Here is a 20,373-nt window from a genome sequence, read left to right on the forward strand (position 1 = left end):
TTGGCCAAAAGCATTCGAATGAATGATGTTCGTATGGACAAGACAAAGTCCCACTCACGCCCAGAGGTGTAAAAGGCATTTAGATGAATGACGCACCGGCCCGAGGATTGTATGTAGTTTCTCCAACTGATAGTTGCCGAACCAGGGAGCACAGTGATATGCGGCCTTCTCAGAATCAAGAGATAGATAATAAGGGAACAAAAAAGATTAGATATGAAGCTTAGTTACCTGCCCGATATCTAGTTAGAGCTTTTCAAACCATCAAAAGTGACTTTTATGCTTGAGGAGTCTCATCAGCTTCAGGATTGAGCTTAACGTAATCTTACCCCCTCCCCTCTTTCAAACTTTTACTAAGCGTTCACTGGTACCTTTCAAAGATTATGCTTTAGGCCCTTTGCTTAAAAATTCACCAATCGCTAAACGTTAAAAAAAGGGGGTTTATGCGAACGGAAGGATCGGAATAAAAAAGTATTATTCATTCGCGTTTACGTGAACTCAAATCTACACGGAGTAATTATGGAACTTTCTTTAAATATTGGCCTTAGTGAAAAGAAATCTAACACGGCTGCACTTTTTAAAACAAAAAGCGCAAAAGTGATTTTGTTTGTTCTGCTGACCGTGCTTTTTTGCGGTCTGGCATATGCGGGTTCAGATGATGGGGCACTGGGAGATATTTGGTCATACATGAGTGAAAGTATGACTGGAGCTCCGGGCAAAATTCTGGCAGCCGCGATGTTGATCTCAAGCGTATATTTCTCTGTCCTTAAGCCTAACCCGGGCCTGGCACTGGTTTCATTATTCATGATGCTGGTAATGGCCAACGGCGAGAAAATTATCAGCACCTTTATGGATGCTGGCGTACCGCTGTAATTTATTGTTAATCATGCATGAGGGGGTTCATCCCCCTCTCTGGATTTTTAATGAGTAAGCAGAACGACGTTCCTCAGCATACCTATAGATTCCCTTTCAGGATCAACATGCCTCTACTGATTTTGTTTTGGGATGCCAAAAAATTAGGGCTTGCATTCATTCTGGTTGCATTTGGGAATATCTTCGAATGCTTCGGGTTTTCTGTTGTAGCAGCGGTTGTGTATTGGATTGCGTATAACAAAGCAGCTGAGTCAGGAATAAGAGGATTGCTAAAACACAAACTCTGGTGGCTCGGTTTTTTGCCAGGTAAAGCAGTTTTTAGTAGCCGTTATTTCAACGATCCATTTATCAGAGATTTGTATTCTTGATGGAGCTATGAATGAAAATGCTAAGTGGCATTAACATCCCTTTTTTCAAAAAATCTAAAAAGGATGAAAACGGTGATCTTGAACAGTCATACGTAAAGAAAGATGAAAGTGCTAAGGGACGTTTTTTGGACATTAAAAAACGATTTAGCCCACAAGCTGAAGCGTCAGGTGCTGGAATTACATACAGCGCCCTGATTAATCGTGATACAAAACTTATCCGCATTAATACTGTTTCAATAGCCGTCATTGGGTTATTGGTTGCAAAGATTCTTTTTTTCACTGACCCAGTGACGATTGTTACCCCTCCAAACATGAATGAAGAGATCACGGTTGTTGGTAACAAAGCATCGGAATCTTATAAAACACAATGGGCTCTCTTTTTTAGTACCCTTTTAGGGAATATTAATCCAACTAATATTTCCTTTGTGACGGCCTATGTCCTCGATGCCCTTTCACCTGAACTACAGGCTAAAACGAGTGAGTCTTTACAGGAGCAGATAAATATCATGCAGGCTCGTGGTGTTGAGCAGACCTTTAAGCCTAATGATATTTACTTTGATCCAAAAAATGACATGGTCTATGTCTGGGGTACCAAAACGACTCGACTTGTAAATGTTCCGGACAAAACTGAATCATCGAAATGGACTTATGAATGGGTTCTCGGGATGAAAAATGGTCGCCCAAGAATTGCATATGTAAATCAATATTCCGGAACACCGAATATTAAAAAAATTACGATAAACGGCAAAGAGCAACTGGCAACGCTGGATAATCCGCCACCGTCTACAGGTAACAAGTGATGATTAAAAAAAAGGGCTTAGGCTTCAACGCAATTACAGCATTGATCATGCTCACGACTTCGAACTGCGTAATCGCTGAAGAATACCAATTGCCAGCAACAATTAATAACCCGGTTGTAATGCCAGTTGGTGCTGACGGATTTCAGAATGGAGCTGCAAAAGCCATTATTCCGGGTCAAGCTGGTTCTGAACAGTCAGGTGCACAAACAAACCTTAGTGAAGCCGGTAATGCGCAGGGACAAAAACCTACAACTGATCTCCCTACCGTGCAACTTTCCCCAGCCAGCAATGCTTCGCCTGCGGTAAGCGCTATTACTGGAGCATTATCAAATAATCCTAGTCTCCCCGGATTTGACGCACAGACCCGATCTGGTGCAATTGATAGCTATGGGAGACCAACAGGTACCTCTTCCCAGCAGAATGCAACCAATGCGACCGCCACGTCAAAAGCCGATGAACTTTATGTCGAAGCTCGTAACCGATATAAAGAAGTTCAGCGTGTAAATGTGCCGCCTGGTGGGAATGTGGTACTGCCAGTTTCACGAGGACTTCAAAACAGAATATCGACCAGCTTCAAGAATGCTTCTGTCAGTACTTCTACCCCTGCTGAAGAGGCAAGCATATTTGTTAATGGTGGCGATGTCTTTATTTCAACTAATACCGATAAACCAATCGGGATTATGTTGTCTGAAGATCAGGTACCTGAATCGACCTATAACCTGACCCTGGTACCGCTTGATGTTCCCGGTGCGATGATTTCAGTTACTACATCTTTAAGCCCATCTATGCAAGCCAAACGTGAAACCTCATTGGATAAGCAAAACTATGAGGAAATGTTGGCCCGCTCCCAGTCAGAAGAACTGGCTCCAACGGATCCAAAACAAGACGATCATAAACAAAGAATCATTGATTTATTGACTCCTGTGGCTCTTGGTGAGGTCCCTTCAGGATTCAGTTTACAACAGGACCGACTTTCTCGTATTCCTGCGCCAGAGCAGTCACCATGTAACTTTAATATGTATGCAAAGCTCGGTCAGAGACTGGTTGGCTCACGTGAACTTATTGATGTAATTCTTGTGAAAAACGATAAACCATACGGTCAAATCGTTGCTGATCAGCAGTGTATGGCAGAAGGCGTTATTGCAAGTGCTTTATTTGATAAAGCATACCTGCAACCGGGAGAAGAAACAGAGCTTTACATAGTCCGGGATAAATTGTTCAAGGAACGCGAGGCCCGGGTTACAACCAGACCAAGTCTAATCAGAAAATAATATGGGAAAAGTTACTTTGCCTGCTCTGCTTGGGGCCACCGTGATTGGTTTTGTCGTATTTGCTTTAACCAGCTTTTACTACAGGTCAGAATATATACCAAAAAGGAGTGTATTAATCGTTCCGGACGCACCCATTAGTATCGAAGATGGCAGTAACGCTTTTCCCGTTCAGACAGTAATAATGAACGATCCAACTCTTATTGATAAATTTGTAGGAGAGGGCAATATTAATGAGGAGAATGCTTTTGACTATCACAAAAGTAACGTTTTGGAACCTAATTACAAACATGAAATATCTAGAACGAGCCAGATAGATAAAGCTGAAATGAATCATCCATCTGTTCGTGAAAACTGGGCCAGAGCAGGTGAACCCTATATCGTTCCTCAGATGTCTGACAGCGAACGAAATCTAAAAATTAAACGATTCCAGAAACCTACAAGTGGAGCTAATCATGGACATTAAAAAGGCCTGGGAAAATAAGACCGTCAGACTTTCTGTTATTGGCGCTCTGCTGGTAGTGATTGTTTATATTATTAGCCAGTCTATTTTTTCCACACCAGTTAAGAAAGAAAAGAAAACACAGAAAAAAGACATGCAGACCAATTTGTTGTTAGATGATTCGCAAATGAACAAATTGAGTAATGAAGAAAGCCAGAAAGTATATAAAGAAATGGTTAAGCAAAACCGACTTGACCAAAATGCGGCGAAAGAGGACCGCGAAAAAGCAGAAAAAGCCCAACAGGAAACTAAAGCCCAAGTTGCAAGTTTAACTTCTCAACTTCAGCAGCTGTCTCAGCAAATTAATGATATGCAGACAAATCGAAACGGCAATCGTAACTTGGATGCTGGTAGTTCGCGTAAAACGATTAATGAGCAGGCACCGGCAGCTCCTTATCAGCTTAATGCTAATGCGCCGATTAATGGCGTAAACCCTAATTACGCTTCTATCACACCTACGCGTAATAGCCCAATGAGAACAATCACACAAAGTTCCATTAAGACTAATGGTACCGATGGTGTCATTCAGGTTATGCCCGTGTCTGAAAACAGAATCAAGGAAGGCAGAGAGGTCATTGCAGGAGATAAAGCGCCAACTCGGACTGTACGAGGTGATGGTACTGCGCCAGTTGATAGCAAAGCGCGGCATGCTGCCCGAAAAGATGAAATGTTTCTTCCGGCAACATCTATTATCACTGGTGTTCTGATTACCGGGCTTGAAGCGCCTACAAGCCTTTCTTCCAAATCAGAACCAATGCCAGTAACGATGCGTATTAAAAAAGATGTCATCATGCCCAATAATTTCACCATGGATTTGCGTGACTGTAACCTTCTGGGTTCAGCTGTTGGTGATCTGGCGTCACAGCGTGCTTACATACGTGCCACTTCTATCTCTTGTGTTAATTCAAAAGGGAAAGCTTTTGACGTAAAACTGGAAGCATATGCTGTAAGTGAAAATGACGGAAAAAATGGGATCCGAGGCACGCTTATCAGCCGAAATGGTAACGCAATTGCAGGAGCTGCATTTGCCGGTGGACTTTCTTCACTTGCCGGTAGCTTAAGTCCCAGTAAGGTATCTTCACTTAACATCGACCCTAATTCACAGGCTCAGTATCAGTCCCCTAATTTTGGTGCACTTGGGGCATTAGCCGGGGCTGGTGCAGCTCAAGGTGGTCTTAATCGACTCGTCGATTACTACACCGCAATTGCAGAACAACAGTGGCCAATCGTAGAAATTAGCCCTGGCCGAGCTATTACATTTGTCGTTCAGACCGGAACTACAATTCCAACGAATCTGACCAGTCGCTGAGGTTTAAATGGATAGTTTAGAAAAAAAAGAATCGCCTGAATCAGCTGGACCTGAAATCACTAAAAAAATGGTGCGAGAAAGGACAACAAAAAAAATTACCTTCGAAATTGATATTGAAAAAATATTGAAGTATTTATTTTTCTTCGCCTTTGCCGTATTGGTCATTATTTATGGTTATAAAGGCTTTATGAATGTTTACGATTACTTCAATAAACAATCCCAGCCTTCGTACAAGATTGCAGTGCTTGACATGCCTGAATTACGTAAGGAATTTTTCAAGCATCACGGAGGCCGTACTGCTGACAATGATAGATCTCAATTCGAAGAATATTTCAGAACATTAATGAAGATCTACCGTGACCGTGGCTATTTAATTATTGATGCAACGCTTGCCGTTACTGTACCGGATAGTGTTGAAATCGTCACTTATATGGAACTTGAAGATAGCTCTGAAGCGGTACAATCAAGTTCTTATAATGCAAAGAAGTAGAGGGCACCCAATAGTGAAAAAGTTACTTTTCCCTTTAATGGCGGCTTTCGCCATTATGGCGAATACGGTCACTTATGCTTCAGAGCAGGTCCTAACTAATAGTGATGCTGCTGCGTTAATGGCAAAGGCAAAGGAAGGTGGCGTTTCACCCAGTCAGATCTCGGGTGTGTTATCAAAAATGAAAGGATATAAACCTAAGGATGCCATATACATTCCTTCTGGTGGGCTATACCTCTTTCAGGACGAACGTTCGCAGCTAATGGCAGTAACGACCGATGGCCGATACTCCCTTACTGGGGGAAGCCTTGTTGATGTAATTAAACGTAAACCTGTTCTGACTGTAGAAGAAATCAGGAATTCCTATTTTATTAGTCTTGATGAGGCCCCCTTCCCTCTGGAAACTGTAGCGTCCATTCCTCTGGGAAATTCAAAGCTTAAAAGACAAGCAGCCATTTTCATAACACTTGATTGTGACGGTTGCATGGAACTTGTTAAGAAATTCTATGCAGATCGGGACAAGTATCGGATAGATATTGTTTTAGTTCCCTCACCCGGTGAGCCAAAAGAAGAGCTTAGAAGGCTCTGGTGTAGTAAAGAAAAAGGAAAAATAAACAACCTCGATATTCTTCGTTGGCTAATGGGAAGCAAATCCGACATTGAAAAAAGATTGCTCTCTCAAAAAGAAGCAGAAGAATGTCCGGCGGAACCTTTGGTAGCGTCATTGATGCTCGCAGGAATTTATAAATTGCAGGGTGTACCTTCAGTTGTCAGACAGGATGGTTTGGCTGGTAATGGCATTCCAAAAGATTTCGACTACTGGTTGAACCAAAGCGTTGAACCTCTCTTAAAAAATCCATTTGAGACAAATTAAGGCTAGTTTATGAACATCAAAAGATTGGTACTCAGTGCTCTGGTTGTAGGTACATCCTCATATCTTACGGGGTGCTCCATCGGTAGTTCCGAATCCGAATGTCCAGGCATTGAAAAGGGCGTTATCTGTAAAGGTCCTCGCGAAGTTATGGAGTTAACTAATAATCGAGATGATCTGTCTGCACTGGCGGGGGAAGAGTCGGAATCGGGAAAGGAGAAATCGGCTGTCAATGACAGCCGTTATCCAACTGAAATTAGCCCTCCAGGGGAAGTCAAATATCCACAGTCTACTACCCTTAAAAATCAGCCTGTGGCTTATTCAAAAACCGAAATTAAGCCAGTTGGTCAGTTACCTGTCATGTACGATAAAACTTTAAAAATGGGTGCCCCTACTTCATCCATTGGACCACGGCCTATTTCTGGTGTACCGGTTAATTCAAACGTAAGGATGACTAGCAGTTATAGCACTGCCTCTTCAACTGGTAACCCTTTCGTTCATCCGGCTGCGGAAGTCGTTAAACAAACAAGCTATCCGGTTTCTGCTGGAAATGCCCCACGCTACGTTGCACCTAATTCTGATATCAGCCCTGGTAAGGATATGTACTCTCTTTACAATGGCCAGCCCGTTAACCCGACTCTCAACCCTGGGCAGATCCAGCAATACCGTTCGCAAGGTTATAAACAAGCTGTAGTGGCTCCTGAACCACTTGCTGTTCTGCAACAGGGGAAAGTAATGAGAATTACTTTTGCACCTTATACCGATGATAACGATGCGCTTAATCTTCCCGGCTACGTTTATGTCAACGTAAAACCGCAAACATGGATTGCTGGCAAGAATTCGACCTCAAACCCAGCTCGCATAGTTCCTTTAGAAGTACAGGATGCGGCCCGGGAAAATATGCAGCAGCAACAAAAAGCAACTAAAGCTGTCTCTTCGAACGGCATTGTTAGACAACTGTAAGGTCAAATATGGAAGCTATCAATAATTACAATAGCGGTTTAAATCGCCATCAATTAGGTGGGTTTATCCCTGTTTACGATCAATTAGCAGGGACTCACTATTTTTTGATTGATGGCAACAGATTAGGGTTTATGTTTATCTGTAATCCATCCCCTGGAGTTTTTGATAATCAGCAAGATGTTCTTGCTGAAATGTTCAAAATGGATTTCCCTACAGATACTGTCTGTCAAATATCTCTGACTGCATTGCCAGACCTGACTTTACAGCTTAGTGCTTGGTCAGCTGTGCGAGGTGGGCGTATGACTGGGAACGATAAGCTTAAAGCAGATCTGCTTAATGGTTATCAGTTGGACTACTACGACAGAAGTATGCATAAGCCTTTAAAACCTGATCATGATAACCTTATGTTGAGGGATTTTCAGGTATGGATCTCGCTATCGATTCCTTTACAGTCTGCCCTTCCTACCGAGCTGGAACATTCGCGTATCGATTCACTTTACTCTGAACTTGTAAGTAAGTTAATTACGATTGGATTGCATCCGTTTAAGGTCGATGCAGAAAACTGGCTCTATTGTATAGATAAGGTCGTAAACCCCGGAAAGAACTCCCGGTGGGCTGAAGGTTTCATAGACGTTAACACTATGAAAAGGCTTAATGAACAAGTTAACGTTCCCGGCCGTAAGTATACAGTCACAGAAAATCATTTCTCATCAGTCACACAAAGTGACGACGAATCTGAGCATCGTTACTTCAAACAACTTTCCGTTGTAAAGTTTCCTGAATACGTCAATTTCGGTTGTATGTATGAGTTAGTAGTTAACTGGATGCATGGACGTAAGACAATTTTCAGCCCATTTATGATCACTCAGACTGTTCAGTTTGCCGATCCGCTCAAGTTGTCAAAAGAAAACGTCCGCTACAAAGCAATCACTAATAAACAGGCAAGTATACCTTCAGTTGTCACATTCTGCCCTCGCCTGCGGGATATGGATAATGACTACATGGCCGTAACTCGCGAGCTTGAGGATGGCGCAAAGCTTTTAAGAGGGTATCTTACTTTCACTGTTATGGGTAGTAATGCCAATTCTGTGCAGACAGCAGCTAACGATCTCAAATCCTTTTACCTCGAAAGCCGGGTCAAAGTAGCAGATGATTCCTTTATCGTTTTCCCGTCATTTATGTCATGTCTGCCAATGTGCAATGACCCAAAGACAATTTTCGACCTTGACCGTTCCGAAGTAGTGAGCAACACCGGAGCGGCTCATATGACACCGATCTTTGGGCCCTGGAAAGGTAATACAGATAGACCAGTACTGAGTTTAGTTTCTCGTGAAGGTCAACTCATGGGACTTGATATTTTCAAGACTTCTGCAAGCTATAACATGGTTATTGGTGCAACGTCAGGTGCAGGGAAGTCATTCTGGACAGCATATCTAATCAATAACTATCTTGGAGCTGGACCGCGATCTAATAACCTCGTTCATTATCGCTCAACATTTAAGCATTTTTTAGAAAACGAATACCCAGATGATGATCCTGACGGTGCTCAAGTATTTGTTGTGGACGTGGGCCGTTCTTACCAGGGGATTGCGGAACAATATACAAACAGTCAATTTATTGATTTCGGTAAAACCCCTGACTTCACCCTAAATCCCTTTGCCTTCCTAACTGACATCACTGTTAACGACGATGTATTTAACGAAGCACCTGAATTTACCGGTGAATCAACTTCAAACGATGCAGAAAAAGACAAAGTTGCTCAGACCATAATGGTTTTGAATCAGCTAAAAATTATGGCTTCAGAGAAAGGCCTTATCGATGATTATCAACAATCAGTGATGCTTCAGCTTATTGCAGAAGAGTACCAAGAATCCAGAAAATCAGGTCGGACCGGTTCAATAACCGGCTTTGCTCTGCGTTGCAAGAAGCATGAAGACAAACGTATAAAGGATATTGGGGAGCAACTCGGAGCATGGTGCGAAGGTGGAATTTATGGGCACCGGTTTACCGATACGTTGCCTCCAATCAACTTCGACAGCAGATTTATTGTTTTGGAACTGGAGGAGCTAAAAGGCACCCCCCACCTTCAGACAGTTGTATTAATGTCTATCATTCAGGCTGCTCAGCATGCAATGTTCATCAAAAAAGATGGGCGTCGTCGCTTGTTCATCCTTGATGAAGCATGGGAGTACATTCGTCCTGATAATTCATCAGGTGCCGGAAATCAATCAAACCAATTCTTCTCTTCCTTCCTCGAAGCGGCATGGCGTAGGTTCAGGAAAACAAACTGCGCTGGCATCTGTATCACACAGTCGTTTGAAGATTATTTTACTTCTTCTGTTGGCCGGGCCCTGACTGCTAACTCGCCTTGGAAGATAATCATGAAACAAGAAAAAGAAAGCATTGAAGCAATGAAGGCTAATAAATATTTTTCTACTTCAGATGCAGAATATGAACGTATGAAAAATATTCGTACAGTCAAAAAGGTGTTTTCAGAGATGTTAGTCAGGTTCGAAAACTTCCAAGAGATCTGTCGGTTATACGTAGACCGGAAAATGGAGCTTTGTTTTACTACGGATAGTGCTGACAGGAGTAAATTATGGGAAATTCAAAGCCGCGAGAATTGTAGCTATGGCGAGGCAATAGAAATTCTCTATGCTCAAGAAGTAGCAGCGGGTTTGGCCGCGTAGAGTAAATATCTTCAAGCAAAAATAATTAAACCAGATGTCTCATAAGAATCTGGTTTTTTATTGTATGCCTTAAGTAAACAAATGAGGTTGTGACTTAATGAGTTCATCACTGTGCTGCAAATTTTGGTTTTATAATTAATGTGGTGTAAAAACAGTGACATAAATACAAATCGCAGTTAGGTTGTGTACGCATTAAGTAAACAAAATTTATAACTTCAATACTGACATTATAAGATGAAAATCACGTAAATTACATTTTTGTTTACCAAAGGTAATCAAAGTAGCGCGGCATTATTAGTGAAAACAGATCACTGGTGTCATTTTGCATACAAAACTTAATATCCTTTAATCATTCTTCTAAAAGTTTATTATTAACGGTTTGGTTTCTGAAAATTTATCCAATTTGCTCACCGAAGACTTTTAACTTATTTAACCCCCTTTATCGCCAAACTGTGATTTTCTAATGTTAGTCTACAGTTCTAGGGCCCTTGCTCCCATGATGCGAATCCTGCCACCTAATAAAGATTAACGCCTCATTCCTGTATGCCGGTCTTACGACGCCAGTGCACGGACTATTTTTGGTCATCACAAGGACAGGCGGGAGATTTAATCAGGGCGTGGTGTTGCTGAGCAGCAGCTGCGGCACTGTAAGCCGAAGGCGGAATTAACTCCTTTATCACCATCTGGGGACGTCATTATGGGTAGCCCTTTTAACTTGCTCAGGACCATTAAGCTAAAATTCCGGATAGCGATTGACGTAAGATTTAGGCTAAGCAGGTAAAGTGATCCCCGCTCCCGGGGTGACAACTTTATACAAAAGGCCGAGCGGAAGATTGTCCTTAGGGAATATTTCTTTAACACAGCACGGGCACTTACTCACGCTGCCGGATTTAACCCCCTTAATCGCCAAACTGGGGTTCTGTCCTCATGCTGGCCTTCAGTTCTGGGCGGGGTTGCTATCACTTGCTCCCTAATGCGAGATGTACCTGCTGATACAGATTAACGTCATATTCCTGCGTGCCGGTCTGCCGACACCAGTGCACGGGCTTTTTTCGGTCATCACATTACCGGGCAGGAGATTTTATCAGGACGTGGTGTGACTGAGCAGCAGCTGGGGCACTGTCATCCGCTTGCAGATTTAACCCCCTTAATCGCCAAACTGGCGTTCAGTCCTGATAGTGTCCTTCCGTCCTGGGCAGGGTTGCTAACACTGGCTCCCTTAATACGAAATGCGCCTGCTGATAAAGATTAAAGTCACATCACTGCATACCGGTTTGCCGACTCCGGTGCATGGCCTTTTCCGATAATCACAAGGACGGACGGGTGATTATATCTGTGCATAGTATGTCTGAGCAGCATCAGAAGGCACTGTCAGCCACTGGCAGATTTAACCCCCTTAATCGCCAAACTGGCGTTCAGTCCTGATAGTGTCCTTCCGTCCTGGGCAGGGTTGCTAACACTTGCTCCCTTAATACGAAATGCGCCTGCTGATAAAGATTAAAGTCACATCACTGCATACCGGTCTGCCGACTCCGGTGCATGGCCTTTTCCGATAATCACAAGGACGGACGGGTGATTATATCTGTGCATAGTATGTCTGAGCAGCATCAGAAGGCACTGTCAGCCGCTGGCAGATTTAACCCCCTTAATCGCCAAACTGGGATCAGTCCTGATAGTGTCCTTCCGTCCTGGAGAGGGTTGCTAACACTTGTTCCCATGATACGAAATGCGCCAGCTGATACAGATTAACGTCTCATTGCCCATGCCGGTCTGCCGACACCGGTGCATGGCCTTTTCCGATATTCGCAAGCACAGATGCTTGATTTTTTCAGGGTGTAATATACCTGAGCAGCATCTGAAGGCACTTTCAGTCGCTGTCAGATTTAACACCCTTAATCGCCAATCTGGGATTTTATGATGTTAACCTCCAGTTCAAGACCCTTGCTCCCATGATGCGAACCTTGCCACCTGATAAAGATTTACGCCTCATTCCTGTATGCAGGTCTTACGACTCTAGTGCACGGACAATTTTCGGTCATAACAAGACCTGGCGGAAGATTTAATCAGGCGTGGTGTGACTGAGCAGAAGCTGGGGCAATGTCAGCCGCTGGCAGAAAAAACCCTTATTCGCCATCTCAAACCGTCATTATGGGTAGTCCTTTTAACTTTCTCAGGACCATTAAGCTTAAACTCCGTTTAGAGAATGACGTAAGATTTAGGCTAAGCAGGTTAAGTGATCCCTCTCCCGGGTTGAACACTATATTCATCGTACGAGCGGAAGATTGTCCTTCGGGAAATATTTCTTAAACACCGCTCGGGATCTTATTGCCACTGGCGGATTTAACCCCCTTAATCGCCATACTGGGGTTCTGTCCTGATGCTGGCCTTCAGTTCTGGGCTTGGGTTGCTATCGCTTGCTCCCATAATGCGAAATGTGCCTCCTGATACAGATTAACGTCATATTCCTGCGTGCCGGTCTGCCGACACCAGTGCACGGGCTTTTTTCGGTCATCACATTTCCGGGCAGGAGATTCTATCAGGGCGTGGTGTGACTGAGCAGCAACTGGGGCACTGTCAGCAGCTTGCAGATTTAACACCCTTAATCGCCAAACTGGGATTCTGTTCTGATGTTGACCTTCCGTTCTGGGCGGGCTTTGGTTTACTAACACTTACTTCCATAATACGAAATGTGCTTGATGATGCAGATTAAATTCACATTACTGCATACCGGTCTGCCGACACCGGTGCATGGGCGATTTCCGACGATCTCAAGAACATATGGGAGATTATATCAGGGAGAGTAGTATGCCTGAGCAGCATCTGAAGGCACTGTCAGCCGCTGTGAGATTTAACCCCCTTAATCGCCAAACTGGGGTTCTGTCCTCATGCTGGCCTTCAGTTCCGGGCTGGGTTGCTATCACTTGCTCACATAATGCGAAATGTACCTGCTGATACAGATTAACGTCATATTCCTATATGCCGGTCTGCCGACATCAGTGCTTGGGCTATTTTCGGTCAAAACAAGACCTGGCGAGAGATTTAATCAAGCGTGGTGTGACTGAGCAGCAGCTGGGGGCACTGTCATCCGCTTGCAAATTTAACCCCCTTAATCGCCAAACTTGGGTTCAGTCCTGATGTTGGCATTCCGTTCTGGGCGGCGTTGCTATCACTTGCTCCCATTATGCGAAAAGTGCCTGCTGATACAGATTAACGTCATATTCATGCATGCCGGTCTGCCGACACCAGTGCACGGGTTTTTTTCGGTCATTACAATACCGGGCAGGGGATTAAATCAGGGCGTGGTGTGACTGAGCAGCAGCTGGGACACTGTCAGCCGCTGGCAGATTTAACCCCCTTAATCTCCACACTGGGGTTGCCTCCTTAAGTTGGGTTTCATTTCGGGGTGAGGTTGCTAACTCTGCTCCCATAATTCGTAGTGTGCCTCCTCAAGAGATTAACACCTCATATCTTTAGACTGGACTGACGACAACGGTTCACAGTTAGGAAACGTATATCAGCACACCGGTGAGATAGATTTTAGGGTCTAAGCAAGAAATAGGGTAGGCGTGAAGATTCATTAATGGAGCTCTTAACTTCAAAGCGTAGAGAAGGAGACAAGAATCGTGGTTTAAACAGGTTGTGCATTAGGTATGGACTAGAGAGTCTGAGCTCACATCTGCAAGTTAAGCTCACAAAAAATCATAAAAAAGTAAACAAACATTAGCTTAAGATTGAAACTAAGGATAGAATTGTACGCATAACAAGGAAATGGACGCATTATACGTAAAGTTTACATATATGCGTAAAAGTCGGTTTTCAGTGCAAAAAGGTCATAACCATGAATTTACTTGAAAAGATCGCCCTCGTTGGTCAGCGCATGAAAAGCGAGCAGATTTCTCTAAAGGAATCTCTGATGGCTTCATCAAGAGTATCTGTTTCTGATGATAGTGTTGATGGTGTTGATAGACTGATCTATAACCACTGTTTGAATAAAAAAAATCTCTCTGATTTTTTTGGGAAGTCACGAGTAACGTTCAATAAAATACTTTCGGACTTAGAAGAAAAAGAACTTGTTGGTGCACCTATTTATCAAAACAAAAATCATCTTTACACCCGCTGGGATGTTCAAAAAATAATGGATGCCCTGGGTTATCCCAAGTACCGCGATCATTACTTTAGCAGAGCTATTGTTACTCAGAATCATAAAGGCGGTACAGGGAAAAGCACTACATCTGTAGCTTTAGCAGTAGCAGCTGCTTTAGATCTACAACTCAATGCACGTGTATTAATGATCGAATGGGACCCACAAGGTTCGATTGGAAGCAGCATGATTCAAAGTGTCTCAGAAGATGATGTCTTCCTTACAGCAATTGATGCAATCCTTGGAATTTATGAAGAAAATTCTGAGTATAAAAAATATTTAGATTCAGGATTCTCTGAAGAAGAAATCATCACTAATATGCCTTTTTCAACGCATCTGCCAAACTTGGACGTAATAACGGCTTTTCCGACAGATGCTCGTTTTAAAGATAAATACTGGCAATGTTCTAGAGAAGAACGTACGTCTTTGTTACTACGTTTCAAGGAAGTTATCTTACCGGTACTGAAGCAGAACTATGATTTGATTATTATAGACACTCCACCTGAAGATTCACCTTTGATCTGGGCTGCTGACGAAGCGGCCGATGGGATTCTTGTCGCAGTGTCACCACGTGAATATGATTACGCCTCTACTACAGACTTCATGCTTACAATAAGTGAAAGGTTTAAACAATCACCAAGTAAGGGCGACAATTTAAAATGGTTCAAAGTTCTTGCTGTCAATGTAGATGACAAAAGTCCATATGAAAGAATAGTTTTGGATAAATTAATCAGAACTGTTCAGGACCTTTTGATGTCCGCTAACATAAAAAATTCTGAAGCATTTAAGGCAGCTGCTTCCAAAGGGCGTACAGTGCTTGATATCAAAAAATCAGAGGAACTTTGTTCCGCAAAGCAGCTTGATGTCGCAGAAGAATCTGTATTACAGGTATATCAGCAATTTATAAATGAAATAAAAAGTTTTTCAGCTAAGCAAGGAGTTAACGCATGAGCGATGAGCAACATATCGGGAATGATAAATCTCGATATTTAAACGCACCAAAGCGGACAGAAGTCGGTCACCGTTCAGGTCTTGCGGGTTTGAAAACAGCACCTCGCATAAAAAAGTTATTCACTCTTCATAAGGGCCGGAGACTTGAAGCGGAACATGTGATTGTTCCAGCCCAGAGAGTGGAGAAGGAGACCTTAGTCCATCCAGCGAACCCACGAAATCAAGAAGCCCTTACAGATTATTCTGTTAGAGATATTCTTAAGCAGATTGAAGAAAGAGGGGTCGATACCGAAGGGATCGCTGTAAAAAGAGATGGGGTTTATTTATTAATAGAAGGAAGTCGCAGACGTTTCTGCTGTATAAAGGCAGAAAAGGATCTCCCCCTGTGGGTTCTTCCGGATGAACTAACCGAAGATGATATAAATTCAATTATATCCGCAGCACAAACATCTCGAAAATTTTCATATAGAGAAGTTGGGTTTCAATTTATCAAAAAAATGGAAGAAAAAGGATTTTCTACTAATGAAGAACTCGCAGCATATCTTGGGATTAGTCATGTATCGGTAGCCAAAAGAATCCAGGCGGCCCGTATTGACGAAACATTGATCTCTTTATTCCCGGATTATGAAGGAATCCCGAACTCCTATTATAGTCGCTTGTCTCGTTTACAGAAATATGTGCAAAAAAATCTATTTCCTTTAGATGAAGTAATAGATAATGTTAAAGAGGAAACAAAAGATTTAGACATTGGAGATCTCCAGGTTGCTCAAAAAGTTGTAATGGAAAAAATCACACAATCTGTGGAAAGTGTTTGTGAAAAAACTTATTCCACAAAATGGGAAACAAGTGATCTTATTACTTTTGATAACAAAGATAAGTATGCAAGAATCAGTAAAAACAATACTGGTAGAAAAATTCGCTTTGAATTCAATAGGATAAATGCGGGTTTTATTAAGGAACTAGAGGAGTTCATAAAAGAAAAATTAAAAGTATCAGAATAAATATTGAACTGCATCTTTATGATGCAGTTCATATGATTTATATTTTTAATTTCTTGTTATATTAATATGGGGTGTGCGCAGGTTCAGACATATAAGGTCTTAGTTCTATATGAACAGAAGCGCCATTCCCATCATTTACTACGTTTAAAGGTGCTTTTCCCGGCAATGACATAGTTGCAACGTCAGGTCCAGAAACAGCAAAATTATTTTCTGCTGAAGGCATTACTGTAAAAATCTTTATAGCAACATTTTCATGTCTAAATAATGAAATCCCAAAAGTAGAACCAGCTTCGGTATTGCTCACGTCCACAACCACAGGGGTTTTTCCTAGATATTCATTAGTTAGTATGTTTTTTACTAATGCCCCTTCCGGGACAGTATAGATACGGTATGGATATGCTAAAGCCGTGTGACAAAAACATATTAAAATAACAATTAATGTTTGTTTCATAGATTATCCTCATTCAAAAATAAAAGATATAACTCTTGAAAATCGTGGTTAGTAATTAGGTCCGCTTTTCCGGGAAAATCGTAACTAACAGAAAATAAAAGCGAAAGCGAATCTTTTCCTTTTGCTTTGGGAGAGATTCTGCTAAAAGCACGGTTAATAAACATAAGTTGATCTTCATTGTTGAAGCAAAGTCCAAGCATTCCAACCGTAGGAACTACGAATGTGCTTACGCTGCCTGGGGGCAAAAGTTGCTTACTACGGGCATTGTAAGCACAACGACTACCACCTAGCGTTAGGCCTGAAAGCTCAATAAAACTTCTGGTTCCATTCTTGGCGACAAGCCAAACATCAGTTCCTGAACTTTCGACACGTAAAGTAACTTTTCCGTCAGTAAAGGCCTCACTTTTATTGTATAGAATAGGGTCAAAACCAACTGTCGGGAGTTCTTCGATTTTACTTTCTACTGACTGACAACCAGTCAGTAATGCAAACAATAAAAGTGTGATAACTTTAATCATCCCGCTTCCTTAGATTGTTTTTGGCGCTCGTTATAAAAGATAATGATTCACCGGGGTAGAGAATTGTTTCTTTCGTCCAATAACCATAACCACCGAGGATATTTTTTCTTTTCTCAATATAAACGGGTTCAGAAAATACTAAATGTTGATATTTAGGAAGAGATAAGATTTCATATTTTCCTTGTCCAACTAAGAGGTAATTCTTCTCTTTAGGATTGATGGTTACTGGATTACCAACACTTTGAGGTATGTTAAGTTTTTTTATATTTAGGTCAGAATAGTCAGGAACGGACACTTGATCATTAGACGTATTTCCGGGAAGAGTAAACCCTTTACCCTGATCCGGTCCAAAGATGGCAATTATATCTTTGTTGTTTCTTGTGATCGAAACGATAGCCTGAAGGGGCGTATTAGCAAGGTCATTTATAAACGATATAGTTAGACTTGATTTTGGCTCGACCCAAACAATGCTTTTTCCGGATGTGCCTTCGCTTAATGCAATTTTTTCATTTAGTAAGATTTTATTTTTGGCAATGATATTATACTCAAGTTTTGGTATCACAATAAAAAGTGATTCTTTATTTGAAACATTCATGATTTCTAAGAAATTGGTTTTGGTCATGCTGGTCTTTAGAACAGGCCTATATTTACCATTTATAAACCACCTTCCGTTTATAAGCTCCGCTTTAGCAGATATAAGTGAATCACTTTTCTGTGCGGCAGAAGAAAAAGCATCTTTTCTATGCTCTTTCTCTTGATGTGGTGCAGCTGCTGCGTGAAGATGCAAAAGTAATGTTGAAATTGAGATAATCTTCCAATTTATCTTCATCTTGTTACCTCAATGTTGTTTTCAATCGAATCGAGTTCTAAAGGATAGGTTTTAAGTGAATAAAACTTGTTTGTTGTTTGTATTAGCTGATGACACAATAAAACTGGATTGTTCTTCATGATTATTTCTACTAATGTAAGTGCTGGTGAGTCAGTTTGCGGTATACCCGGAGCAACTATTACCTGGTCTTCTAATTTTGACATATAGAGTGATCCAGTATTTATATGCAAACAATTACCGATCAGTACTGGAAGATTGTTTTGAGTACGACCATGGGCTTTTCGAATGCTGTTTACAGGATTCCTACCTAGGACCATAAGGTTGACGTCATTTATCATCATTGGTATTACGGCATGGTCCATACCGAATAGAAACTGGCTCTGAAAAATATTCACATTGGCATAGTTGAATGCTTGAAGCGCATTATAAGTATCAGTGAATGATGTGCGGATAGGGGCGTAATCAGAAGGGCAAACCCCAATTTTTATATCGCCTTTTAGTAAAATCTGCATCATCGTACCAAGCTGGGTATTAAGAAGTTTTTTTACCTCTTCCTCTAAATAGTAACGATTCACAGCTTTATGCCACTTTCCGCCCATTACACACCATCTCTCATTGAGGTATGTGCTGGGGTAAAATGTTCTCCGGTCTTTGTTTAATGGTAACAATTTTTTTAACATTTCTTCTCCGGCTCCGGCAGCTGAGAAATGCCTCACAAAACGTCCATCGAAAAAGCCACTGTTTATCGCCTTCATCAATTCTATGGGTTCCGGCCCATAGTCAAACAAATTTCCAGTAGAGAAAATTACTATCTCTTCTTCTGGCTTTGTAACTGATTGGATCAAGTTGCACAGCGCAGAGTAATGTCCATGAGGATCTGCCAGAAAGAAAATCCTTCCGGAGAAGTTTGTAAGGTCTATAGTTTGGACGTGCTCAGCTGCCATAAATTCCTCTACGTATGTTTACATCGATGATACGGTATTTCGAACTATGATTTTTTTACAAAAAGGCGTCATTTTGGATTCTAAGCCTAAGGACCTTTGTTACTTACAGGTAAAGGCCCCAGTCCTGGCTCTCAAACAGTTCATACTTAGGATGCAAAGTAACTTTCTGATTATAATTGGCTCCTTTATAAACATGGTTAATACATGAATACAGGAAATTTAACGGTAAGGTATTTAAAATGGAAGGATGCTGAAATAACATAGACTTACGTATTTTTTTAATAGTGTTAATGTTGATAATAGGTCACCATTAATGTATAAAGTTAATATCTAATATGGTCCTATTAATAAAAGAGAGTTTTTATGGCTGAACTATTAAAATCTGAAAGTCCTGTTTCACCATCAGTGCAGGATATCACTGAAGCTTTAAAAATCGTTGTCGATGATGGAAGTAAAGCTGCAAAACTGGTTTGTCTTAATGAAAGAAACGAATTAGTTCCCTTGCTTACACAAAATAGTTTTGTTCCAGATTTCCGTGTTCGCCATGAGGGTCTCAATCCTTTTAACTATCTTATTGATGGGCTGGAAAGGTTTTCGCATCACAGCGAATCTAGTAACTCACTGGAATCGACTGATGTATCTCACCAATACGATGAAATTAGCCGGTTAAATGTTCACCATGCACTTCATGCTTCTGGTTTAGTTCCTCAGGATGTTCACCTCTTTGTTACTTTACCACTTAGCCAGTTCTATACTGCTTTAGGGGAAACGAATATTGAAAATATTCAGAGAAAAAAAGATAATCTGATGAAACCAGTAGAGCGTTATCTTGACGGTAAACGCTATTCTTTTAACGTTTTGTCTGTGACTGTTTTCCCTGAATCTTTACCAGCTGTGACCCGGGCAGATGAAATTGAGGATATTGCTTCATTTGAATCAAGTTTGGTAATTGATCTTGGTGGTACTACTCTTGATGTTGCAAGTATTACTGGGCAATTAGAACAGATTTCGAAAGTAAAAGGTTTTGACCGTATTGGTTGTTCTATTGTTTACGATGAGATCAGCAGGTATCTTGAATCTGAGAAACTGAATACGAGTAATGCTTACATTCATCATCTTGTTGATAATCGTCATGATAAATCAGCTTTGAAGGTTGCAGAGGACAAGCGTGACGGTGTTTTTGATGCGGTAAACTCTGCGGTACAGAAGTTGCAAAGTAAAGTAATCAGAGCGGTTACACAAGTCGAAGAGAGGCCTCATAATGTTTTCCTTGTTGGGGGAGGTTCATATCTCATCGAAACAGCTATTCGTAAACATTTTGAAACGGCTAAAGTTATCATGGTAGACAATCCGCAGTTCGCATTATCTTTGGCAATTGCTGATACTATTTATTCAGAATAATGAGCTAGA

The 20,373-nt window shown here is 41.6% G+C and carries 18 protein-coding genes; 14 read left to right on the plus strand and 4 right to left on the minus strand.

What is annotated here, in order from left to right:
* Positions 1 to 516 precede the first annotated feature (516 nt).
* The 13 genes from ACOTX3_RS14450 (at position 517) to ACOTX3_RS14510 (ending at position 16,221) form a co-directional block, all read left to right on the plus strand.
* On the plus strand, positions 517 to 870 hold the full coding sequence (locus ACOTX3_RS14450) for a hypothetical protein (RefSeq protein ID WP_000423602.1): 354 nt from the start codon (positions 517 to 519) through the stop codon (positions 868 to 870).
* Positions 871 to 887: 17 nt separating this feature from the next.
* On the plus strand, positions 888 to 1,238 hold the full coding sequence (locus ACOTX3_RS14455) for a type IV conjugative transfer system protein TraL (protein ID WP_001447770.1): 351 nt from the start codon (positions 888 to 890) through the stop codon (positions 1,236 to 1,238).
* Between the two features lie 11 nt (positions 1,239 to 1,249).
* Positions 1,250 to 2,038 (plus strand): TraE/TraK family type IV conjugative transfer system protein, encoded by a 789-nt coding sequence (locus tag ACOTX3_RS14460; RefSeq protein ID WP_000783153.1) that lies wholly within the window; start codon positions 1,250 to 1,252, stop codon positions 2,036 to 2,038.
* Entirely contained in the window at positions 2,038 to 3,309 is a 1,272-nt protein-coding gene (locus ACOTX3_RS14465) for a TraK domain-containing protein (RefSeq protein WP_000592092.1), read from the plus strand. Before ACOTX3_RS14460 ends, ACOTX3_RS14465 begins: the two co-directional genes overlap by 1 nt.
* A gap of 1 nt (position 3,310) precedes the next feature.
* Positions 3,311 to 3,772: a plasmid transfer protein HtdO gene (gene htdO / locus ACOTX3_RS14470; protein ID WP_000521242.1), complete on the plus strand. Its 462-nt coding sequence runs from the start codon at positions 3,311 to 3,313 to the stop codon at positions 3,770 to 3,772.
* Positions 3,762 to 5,117, plus strand: a complete 1,356-nt coding sequence (gene trhB / locus ACOTX3_RS14475; RefSeq protein WP_000351841.1) for an IncHI-type conjugal transfer protein TrhB — start codon at positions 3,762 to 3,764, stop codon at positions 5,115 to 5,117. Before htdO ends, trhB begins: the two co-directional genes overlap by 11 nt.
* 7 nt (positions 5,118 to 5,124) lie before the next feature.
* Complete coding sequence (locus ACOTX3_RS14480) at positions 5,125 to 5,607, plus strand: hypothetical protein (RefSeq protein WP_000377632.1); 483 nt, start codon at positions 5,125 to 5,127, stop codon at positions 5,605 to 5,607.
* A gap of 118 nt (positions 5,608 to 5,725) precedes the next feature.
* Positions 5,726 to 6,478, plus strand: coding sequence for a protein-disulfide isomerase HtdT (gene htdT / locus ACOTX3_RS14485; protein WP_182911723.1), 753 nt, complete (start codon positions 5,726 to 5,728; stop codon positions 6,476 to 6,478).
* A gap of 9 nt (positions 6,479 to 6,487) precedes the next feature.
* Positions 6,488 to 7,438 (plus strand): IncHI-type conjugal transfer lipoprotein TrhV, encoded by a 951-nt coding sequence (trhV, locus tag ACOTX3_RS14490; RefSeq protein ID WP_001022588.1) that lies wholly within the window; start codon positions 6,488 to 6,490, stop codon positions 7,436 to 7,438.
* An 8-nt stretch (positions 7,439 to 7,446) separates the two neighbouring features.
* On the plus strand, positions 7,447 to 10,128 hold the full coding sequence (locus ACOTX3_RS14495; RefSeq protein WP_000387412.1) for a TraC family protein: 2,682 nt from the start codon (positions 7,447 to 7,449) through the stop codon (positions 10,126 to 10,128).
* A 2,548-nt stretch (positions 10,129 to 12,676) separates the two neighbouring features.
* Entirely contained in the window at positions 12,677 to 12,838 is a 162-nt protein-coding gene (locus ACOTX3_RS14500) for a hypothetical protein (RefSeq protein WP_001371949.1), read from the plus strand.
* 1,128 nt (positions 12,839 to 13,966) lie between these two features.
* Positions 13,967 to 15,220: a ParA family protein gene (locus ACOTX3_RS14505; protein ID WP_001050364.1), complete on the plus strand. Its 1,254-nt coding sequence runs from the start codon at positions 13,967 to 13,969 to the stop codon at positions 15,218 to 15,220.
* On the plus strand, positions 15,217 to 16,221 hold the full coding sequence (locus ACOTX3_RS14510; protein ID WP_001278838.1) for a ParB family protein: 1,005 nt from the start codon (positions 15,217 to 15,219) through the stop codon (positions 16,219 to 16,221). Before ACOTX3_RS14505 ends, ACOTX3_RS14510 begins: the two co-directional genes overlap by 4 nt.
* A 61-nt stretch (positions 16,222 to 16,282) precedes the next feature.
* Here ACOTX3_RS14510 and ACOTX3_RS14515 read toward each other — a convergent pair whose 3' ends face one another.
* Genes ACOTX3_RS14515 through ACOTX3_RS14530 form a run of 4 tightly spaced genes read right to left on the minus strand, consistent with a single transcriptional unit; the run spans position 16,283 to position 18,963 of the window.
* Entirely contained in the window at positions 16,283 to 16,672 is a 390-nt protein-coding gene (locus tag ACOTX3_RS14515) for a hypothetical protein (RefSeq protein WP_000815011.1), read from the minus strand.
* The gene (locus ACOTX3_RS14520) at positions 16,669 to 17,190 is read right to left on the minus strand and encodes a hypothetical protein (RefSeq protein ID WP_000598517.1); all 522 of its coding nucleotides are present in this window, start codon (positions 17,188 to 17,190) and stop codon (positions 16,669 to 16,671) included. The genes ACOTX3_RS14515 and ACOTX3_RS14520 overlap by 4 nt, the downstream gene beginning before the upstream one ends.
* Positions 17,183 to 18,019 carry a hypothetical protein gene (locus tag ACOTX3_RS14525; protein ID WP_000700976.1) on the minus strand — a complete coding sequence of 279 codons (837 nt, stop codon included), beginning with the start codon at positions 18,017 to 18,019 and terminating at the stop codon, positions 17,183 to 17,185. Before ACOTX3_RS14525 ends, ACOTX3_RS14520 begins: the two co-directional genes overlap by 8 nt.
* The gene (locus ACOTX3_RS14530) at positions 18,016 to 18,963 is read right to left on the minus strand and encodes a metallophosphoesterase (protein WP_000718595.1); all 948 of its coding nucleotides are present in this window, start codon (positions 18,961 to 18,963) and stop codon (positions 18,016 to 18,018) included. The genes ACOTX3_RS14525 and ACOTX3_RS14530 overlap by 4 nt, the downstream gene beginning before the upstream one ends.
* Before the next feature lie 363 nt (positions 18,964 to 19,326).
* Between ACOTX3_RS14530 and parM the strand changes: the two genes are divergently transcribed.
* Positions 19,327 to 20,364, plus strand: coding sequence for a plasmid segregation protein ParM domain-containing protein (parM, locus tag ACOTX3_RS14535; RefSeq protein WP_000818954.1), 1,038 nt, complete (start codon positions 19,327 to 19,329; stop codon positions 20,362 to 20,364).
* Positions 20,365 to 20,373 lie beyond the last annotated feature (9 nt).

Origin of the sequence: Enterobacter cloacae complex sp. IR5384 (assembly GCF_049237265.1) — a bacterium.
GTDB lineage: Bacteria > Pseudomonadota > Gammaproteobacteria > Enterobacterales > Enterobacteriaceae > Enterobacter > Enterobacter cloacae.

Coding starts and splice junctions, on each gene's coding strand:
- ACOTX3_RS14450 (WP_000423602.1), top strand. CDS start 517: ATGGAACTTTCTTTAAATATTGGCCTTAGTGAAAAGAAATCTAACACG.
- ACOTX3_RS14455 (WP_001447770.1), top strand. CDS start 888: ATGAGGGGGTTCATCCCCCTCTCTGGATTTTTAATGAGTAAGCAGAAC.
- ACOTX3_RS14460 (WP_000783153.1), top strand. CDS start 1,250: ATGAAAATGCTAAGTGGCATTAACATCCCTTTTTTCAAAAAATCTAAA.
- ACOTX3_RS14465 (WP_000592092.1), top strand. CDS start 2,038: ATGATTAAAAAAAAGGGCTTAGGCTTCAACGCAATTACAGCATTGATC.
- htdO (WP_000521242.1), top strand. CDS start 3,311: ATGGGAAAAGTTACTTTGCCTGCTCTGCTTGGGGCCACCGTGATTGGT.
- trhB (WP_000351841.1), top strand. CDS start 3,762: ATGGACATTAAAAAGGCCTGGGAAAATAAGACCGTCAGACTTTCTGTT.
- ACOTX3_RS14480 (WP_000377632.1), top strand. CDS start 5,125: ATGGATAGTTTAGAAAAAAAAGAATCGCCTGAATCAGCTGGACCTGAA.
- htdT (WP_182911723.1), top strand. CDS start 5,726: ATGGCAAAGGCAAAGGAAGGTGGCGTTTCACCCAGTCAGATCTCGGGT.
- trhV (WP_001022588.1), top strand. CDS start 6,488: ATGAACATCAAAAGATTGGTACTCAGTGCTCTGGTTGTAGGTACATCC.
- ACOTX3_RS14495 (WP_000387412.1), top strand. CDS start 7,447: ATGGAAGCTATCAATAATTACAATAGCGGTTTAAATCGCCATCAATTA.
- ACOTX3_RS14505 (WP_001050364.1), top strand. CDS start 13,967: ATGAATTTACTTGAAAAGATCGCCCTCGTTGGTCAGCGCATGAAAAGC.
- ACOTX3_RS14510 (WP_001278838.1), top strand. CDS start 15,217: ATGAGCGATGAGCAACATATCGGGAATGATAAATCTCGATATTTAAAC.
- ACOTX3_RS14515 (WP_000815011.1), bottom strand. CDS start 16,672: ATGAAACAAACATTAATTGTTATTTTAATATGTTTTTGTCACACGGCT.
- ACOTX3_RS14520 (WP_000598517.1), bottom strand. CDS start 17,190: ATGATTAAAGTTATCACACTTTTATTGTTTGCATTACTGACTGGTTGT.
- ACOTX3_RS14525 (WP_000700976.1), bottom strand. CDS start 18,019: ATGAAGATAAATTGGAAGATTATCTCAATTTCAACATTACTTTTGCAT.
- ACOTX3_RS14530 (WP_000718595.1), bottom strand. CDS start 18,963: ATGGCAGCTGAGCACGTCCAAACTATAGACCTTACAAACTTCTCCGGA.
- parM (WP_000818954.1), top strand. CDS start 19,327: ATGGCTGAACTATTAAAATCTGAAAGTCCTGTTTCACCATCAGTGCAG.